At 31.0% G+C, this 4,116-nt stretch carries 4 protein-coding genes and 1 pseudogene; 4 read left to right on the top strand and 1 reads right to left on the bottom strand.

The genetic code is table 11. The features are described from left to right. The 3 genes from Q0410_RS04320 to Q0410_RS04310 all read left to right on the top strand — a co-directional run. Positions 1 to 355, top strand: a 355-nt coding sequence (locus Q0410_RS04320; protein WP_299033256.1) for an FHA domain-containing protein, incomplete at its 5' end; no start/stop codon positions are given. Then, positions 348 to 1,613, top strand: coding sequence for an FtsW/RodA/SpoVE family cell cycle protein (locus tag Q0410_RS04315; protein ID WP_299033253.1), 1,266 nt, complete (start codon positions 348 to 350; stop codon positions 1,611 to 1,613). The genes Q0410_RS04320 and Q0410_RS04315, both read left to right, overlap by 8 nt. Further along, positions 1,603 to 3,111 carry a peptidoglycan D,D-transpeptidase FtsI family protein gene (locus Q0410_RS04310; protein ID WP_367178705.1) on the top strand — a complete coding sequence of 503 codons (1,509 nt, stop codon included), beginning with the start codon at positions 1,603 to 1,605 and terminating at the stop codon, positions 3,109 to 3,111. The genes Q0410_RS04315 and Q0410_RS04310 overlap by 11 nt, the downstream gene beginning before the upstream one ends. On the opposite strand, the gene Q0410_RS04305 is transcribed toward Q0410_RS04310, so the two are convergent. After that, positions 3,112 to 3,897 carry an NAD(+)/NADH kinase gene (locus tag Q0410_RS04305; RefSeq protein ID WP_299033247.1) on the bottom strand — a complete coding sequence of 262 codons (786 nt, stop codon included), beginning with the start codon at positions 3,895 to 3,897 and terminating at the stop codon, positions 3,112 to 3,114. Between Q0410_RS04305 and Q0410_RS04300 the strand changes: the two are divergent. Next, a pseudogene (locus Q0410_RS04300) lies at positions 3,838 to 4,116 on the top strand (RluA family pseudouridine synthase); the annotation flags it as partial. The gene Q0410_RS04305 and the pseudogene Q0410_RS04300 sit on opposite strands and share 60 nt — an antisense overlap.

Here is a 4,116-nt window from a genome sequence, read left to right as displayed (position 1 = left end):
TTATGATGTAAGAACAACACTTAAAAAGGAACAAGACTCCGATACATATTTGAAATTAATTAATATGAATGATGGTTTTTCTTTTATGGTTCAAGAATATTACTTTATAGGTGAAGATAATAGTATAGGTCGTGACGAGAGAAATACTATTAGTATAAATGATAAATACTTGTCTAAGTTTCATGCAAGGATTTTACAGGATGAAAATATGTATTTTCTTGAAGATTTAAAGTCTGCTAATGGTACCTACCTAAATGATGAAAAAATCATTGATGCCATAGAGCTTAAATCAGGAGATATAATTAGACTAGGATCATTAAAGTTCTTATTTATCCAAGGTGATAGTGATGAATAAAGAAAATATAAAACTAGAAAATTCAATGAAAAAGACAAGGGCAAAGACAAATTTTCTTTTATTTTTCTTTGAATTCTTATCCTTGTCTTTAGCCATTATTTTCAATATTAAGAATTTGACTAATATGGACTTTTACACCTATCTTGCAATCCTAGTTGTAACTTTACTAACTTCGTTTTTAGTAGATAGGTTTACAAAATCTGATAATATCTTGTTACTAATTGTAAATATGCTATTTTCAATAGGAGTTGCTATTATATATAGACTTGACCCAAAACTAGGTAGAAGACAGCTACAATTTTATATAGTAGGAGTAATTTTATTTTTTATAACATACTTTATACTAAAAATGTACAACAAGTGGGATAAGCTTATCCTTTTTTACGCTGGTATTTCAATAGTCCTGTTTATAATAACCCTAGTTTTTGGTACTTACCTTGGGGGAGCTAAAAACTGGATAGTTATAGCCAATAAATTTAGTATCCAACCATCTGAATTTATAAAGGTACCTCTTGCATTTTTCATAGCAAGCTTTTATACAAATTTCAATAAAATAAGTCTTAAACCCTTTGGTAGATACTTTATGAATTTTATAATTTATGTTTTTATAGGGTTTTTGTTTTTACAAAAGGACTTAGGAACTGCCCTTATATTTTTTGGAGTTTTAATATTAAGTCAATTTGTTTATGAAAAAGATAGGAAACTTATTTTTGTAAATATGTTTTTCATGATAATTGGTTCTATTGTAGCATATTTCTTATTTGGCCACGTTAGGATAAGAGTTGCAACTTGGCTTGATCCTTGGTCTGATATAGATGCTACGGGTTATCAAATAACCCAAGCCCTCTTTGCAACAGCAAGTGGTGGCTTATTTGGTACAGGAATTGGACTTGGTAGACCAGATTATATACCGGTTGCAGAATCTGACTTTATTTTCTCTGCTATATGTGAAGAAATGGGAGTATTTATGGGTATTGGAGTTGTTTTATTATTTATGATATTAGTCTACAGAGCTTTAAAAATTTCTCTTACCCAACAAAATAAGTTTTACTCTGTCCTAGCCTTTTGTATAGGGATATTATTTGCCCTTCAAACTTTTATAATTCTTGGTGGGGTATTAAAGTTGATACCACTTACAGGAGTAACTCTACCATTTATTAGTCAAGGTGGTTCGTCTATGCTTGCTGGCTTTATCCTTCTAGGATGCCTTCAATATTGTGGAGAGGAAATAAAGGAAGGTGGAAAAAGTGGCAGATAAGAGAAGAAGAAATAATAAAAGTTTTGTAAGAAAAATTAGAGAAATTGAAGAAAAACAAAGATATAAGGAAAATAACCAGCTAAAGGTTTTATCAAAATCAACACTAAATAAGAGATTGATTTTTGTAATGGTGTTTTTCGTATTTTTATTTATGTTTCTAACTCTTTACCTAGTTTATTTCCAGTTGTTTAAATCCAAAACTATAGCTGATGATTCGCATAATAGAAGGCTTTGGTTAAATGAAGACCTAGTTAAAAGAGGAACAATATACGATAGAAATGGAAATATCTTAGCCTACAGCCAAAAAGATGAATCAGGAAAGCAAGTGAGGATATATAACTATCCAGAAAGCTCTGCTCCTGTTACAGGATATTCATCAACAACCTATGGCAAGACAGGTATAGAAAAATCTTTCAACAAAGAACTTCTGGCAATAAGTGATGAAAATTTCAGTCAGTTTAGAAAAATGGTTGTAAAAAACGATACAGGAAATAATCTACATTTAAGTCTTGATCAAATTATACAGAATATAGTATATAATTATTTAAAATCTTATAAAGCTTCTTGCGTAGTTATGAATCCTAGTACAGGGGAAGTCCTGGCTATGGTTTCAAGCCCTAGCTTCAATCCAAATACCCTAGATAATGATTGGAATAACCTTATCCAAACTACTGATGGCAGACTTGTAAATAGGGCGAGTCAAGGCTTATATAGGCCAGGCTCAGCCTTTAAGATAATCACTTCTGCTTCAATCTTAGACAACGATATAGATCAATCTTATAATGATGAAGGTAGCGAAGTAATCCAAGGTTATGAAATCAAAAACTACGGTGATCAAGTATTTGGAAATCTTGAACTAAGGTCTGCCTTTATTAATTCTGCAAATACCTATTTTGCAAAGAAGGCTGTGGATTTAGGTAAGGATAGACTTTCTAAAACCACTGAAAAATTTGCCTTTAACCTAGATTATGAATTTGACTTGGATAAGAATAATTCTGTCATCCCATACAAGGACTTAAACGAAGCAGATCTTGCTATGACAGGTTTTGGTTATGGTAAAACCCAAGTTACACCTCTTCATATGGCAATAGTAAGCTCAGCAATAGCAAATAACGGAATTATGATTAAGCCTAGGCTTGTAAATAAGATAACTAATAAAGAAGAAAGTATAGTTTATGAAGCAAAAAATGAAACATTATCAAAGGCTACAAGTGAAAAAACAGCAAATACTATTAGGGATTTGATGGTAGAAGTTGTTAACTCCGGTACAGGAAGGAACGCTTATTTAGATTCGGTGCAAATAGCAGGTAAAACTGGTACAGCAGATAAGGCAGATGGAAATATAGATGCATGGTTTGTAGGCTTTGCACCTGCTTATGAACCAAAGATTGCCTTTGCTTTGGTTGTAGAAGACAGCCAGGGTACAGGCGGTGAAGTTGCTGCACCCTTGGTGAGAAATATAGTTAGAGATATTTTTAATTCAATATCATTTAATTAATCACATAAGCTTATTTTTAATATTAGTCCAGTAATGGTTTTTATTAAGGATAAGCTTATTTATTTTGTTTGGAGAAACACCTATCTTTATTTTATAATCCTTGGTATAAAACTCCCTACCATCAAATATAAAGATTGTGTGGTAATTATCTCTTCTAGAGACCGAAATTTCTATATTTGCGTCATTTGGTAAAACAATAGGGCACTTTAAGGCCTTATTTAAATTTGAATATACAGGAGCTATAGGTGTTAGTTGGAAGCCATTAAGGGACTGATGGAGTATAGCTCCATTAGCAGATAGGTTGTAAGCGGTTGAACCATGGGGAGTAGAAATTATAAGTCCGTCTCCAGAATAGGACTCAATAAAATTTCCGTCTATAAAGACCTTTAACCTAATTATCTGATTTTTCTTAGATTTAACTAAAACTTCGTTAATGGCGTTTATACTTTTATTATTAATTCTTGACTCGAGAACTGTCAATTCTTCTGTCTGGTATTGTCCTTTTACCAAGCAATCGACGAACTCTTCTAACATATCAACTTCAATTTCTTGGTAGAAACCTAAATGGCCTGTGTTTATTCCTATAAAAGGAATAGAGGAGAATTTAGAAAGATGGACTGCATTTAAAAAAGTTCCGTCACCACCAATAACCAAATTTAAGAAAGCATCTTCGTTATAATAGGTGCTAACCTTAAACCCTTGCTTTTGTAAAATTTTTCTAACTTTTTGAAAAATAGTGTTTGTATATCTAGATTTGTTTTTAAAAATATTAATTATATTTGTCATATCATATCCTCTCGCTTATATTATATCATAGGAGTAAGCATGAAATATATAAAATTTATAAATAATGGGGAAAATACCCTAAAAAAATTTCTAAAAGAAAAAAATATATCTAAGAGATCCTATAAAGAACTATTAAAATCAGGGATTTTAATAAATGATAAGCTGGTTTATAAAAACATTAGCCTTAAGAATAAAGACTTAGTAAAAATTAAAATTGAT

The sequence above is a fragment of the uncultured Anaerococcus sp. genome (assembly GCF_937934665.1).
GTDB lineage: Bacteria > Bacillota > Clostridia > Tissierellales > Peptoniphilaceae > Anaerococcus.
This window is presented reverse-complemented; position numbering and strand designations above follow the sequence as displayed.

Bases quoted from the DNA above. Each gene is read 5' to 3' on its own strand.
- Q0410_RS04315 (WP_299033253.1), top strand. From the start codon at position 348: ATGAATAAAGAAAATATAAAACTAGAAAATTCAATGAAAAAGACAAGG.
- Q0410_RS04305 (WP_299033247.1), bottom strand. From the start codon at position 3,897: ATGACAAATATAATTAATATTTTTAAAAACAAATCTAGATATACAAAC.